The sequence below is a fragment of the Streptomyces inhibens genome, from assembly GCF_003389455.1.
Taxonomy (GTDB): domain Bacteria; phylum Actinomycetota; class Actinomycetes; order Streptomycetales; family Streptomycetaceae; genus Streptomyces; species Streptomyces inhibens.
In genome coordinates this window covers 1-1,213 of the sequence record NZ_QUAC01000280.1, presented here as the reverse complement: position 1 = coordinate 1,213, position 1,213 = coordinate 1, and the positions used below count along the sequence as shown (strand labels likewise).

Below are 1,213 nucleotides of genomic sequence, written 5' to 3'. Positions count from 1 at the left end.
GCCCCCCGGCCCCTCCCCCTCCTCCCCCGTCCCTCCCTGCTCACCCGATCGTCAGGACCGCCTTGCCGCGTATCTCGCGGTTGAGGAGGGCGGTGGCGGTCTCGCCGGCCTGTTCCCAGTCGGCCACCCGGTCCACGCTCGCCTGCAGCCGGCCCTCCGCCGCCAGGCGGACGAGGTGGGCCAGATCGGCGCCCGTGTCGCCGCCGGCCTGAATACCGATCAGCGTCAGCCGGCTGGCGATCAGCTGGTACGGCTGGATCGGGGTCGGCTCGCCCGAAGTCGCGCCGATGGAGATGACCTTGCCGTCCGGAGCGATCCGGCCCAGCAACTCGCCGAGCAGTGCGCCGCCGACGTTGTCCAGGACGATGTCCACCGGCGCGTCGAGATCCGCCGGACCGGTCAGGACGTGGTCCGCGCCGAGTGCGGCCAGGCCCGCACCGCGCGCCGGGCTGCCGACGAACGCGTACACCTCGGCGCCCGCCTGGTGGGCGAGCTGGACCGCGAAGCGCCCCACGCCGCCGGATGCGCCGGTGATCGCGACACGCTGTCCGGGCACCACCCCGGCCGTACGCAGCGCGCGCAGCGCCGTCAGGCCCGCGACGGGAAGCGCGGCGGCCGTGGTGAAGTCCACCGTGTCGGGTAGCACGGCGAGTTCATCGACGGGGACGGCGCGCAGTTCCGCCCATCCGGCGTTCCAGCCCCAGGTGATGACGCGGTCCCCGGGCTTGGGGCCGCGGCCGCCGGCGGCGGCCTGTTCGACGACGCCCGCGGCGTCCCAGCCCGGGACGGTCCCCTCGGCATCATCGTCGGACTTGGGCAGCTCACCGTAGTTCAGCGATATGGCGCTGATCTTGACCAGGACCTCGTCGGGTCCGGGGACGGGATCGGCGACAGTGCCAAGGGCGAGCCGGCCGGGGGCGGAGTGATCGACAACGAGGGCGCGCATCCGAAATCCTCCTCATGGAGCTGCGTGACGCAGCGTGGTGCACCGGGAGCCCGCGGATCCCGTGGAACCCGTGGAGCACCGGGGTGCAGTGATGTCGGCGTAACCGGTGGCTCACTCCGGTTATTCCGTGGTGGCCGGGAGATTGGCGGGTTGGGGGTTGGCGTTGGCGGCGGGGTGGTGCCGGTCCGGTCGGGTGCGCCGGTCGCACTGGCCGCGGCCGCGGTCGGGCGCGCCAGCCGCCAGCCGCCAGCCGCCAGCCGCCAGCCG

Annotated in this window: 1 protein-coding gene; it reads right to left on the bottom strand. The window is 74.1% G+C overall.

The genetic code is table 11. The features are described from left to right. Positions 1 to 40 precede the first annotated feature (40 nt). Positions 41 to 946: a zinc-binding dehydrogenase gene (locus DY245_RS32870; protein WP_128510824.1), complete on the bottom strand. Its 906-nt coding sequence runs from the start codon at positions 944 to 946 to the stop codon at positions 41 to 43. Positions 947 to 1,213 lie beyond the last annotated feature (267 nt).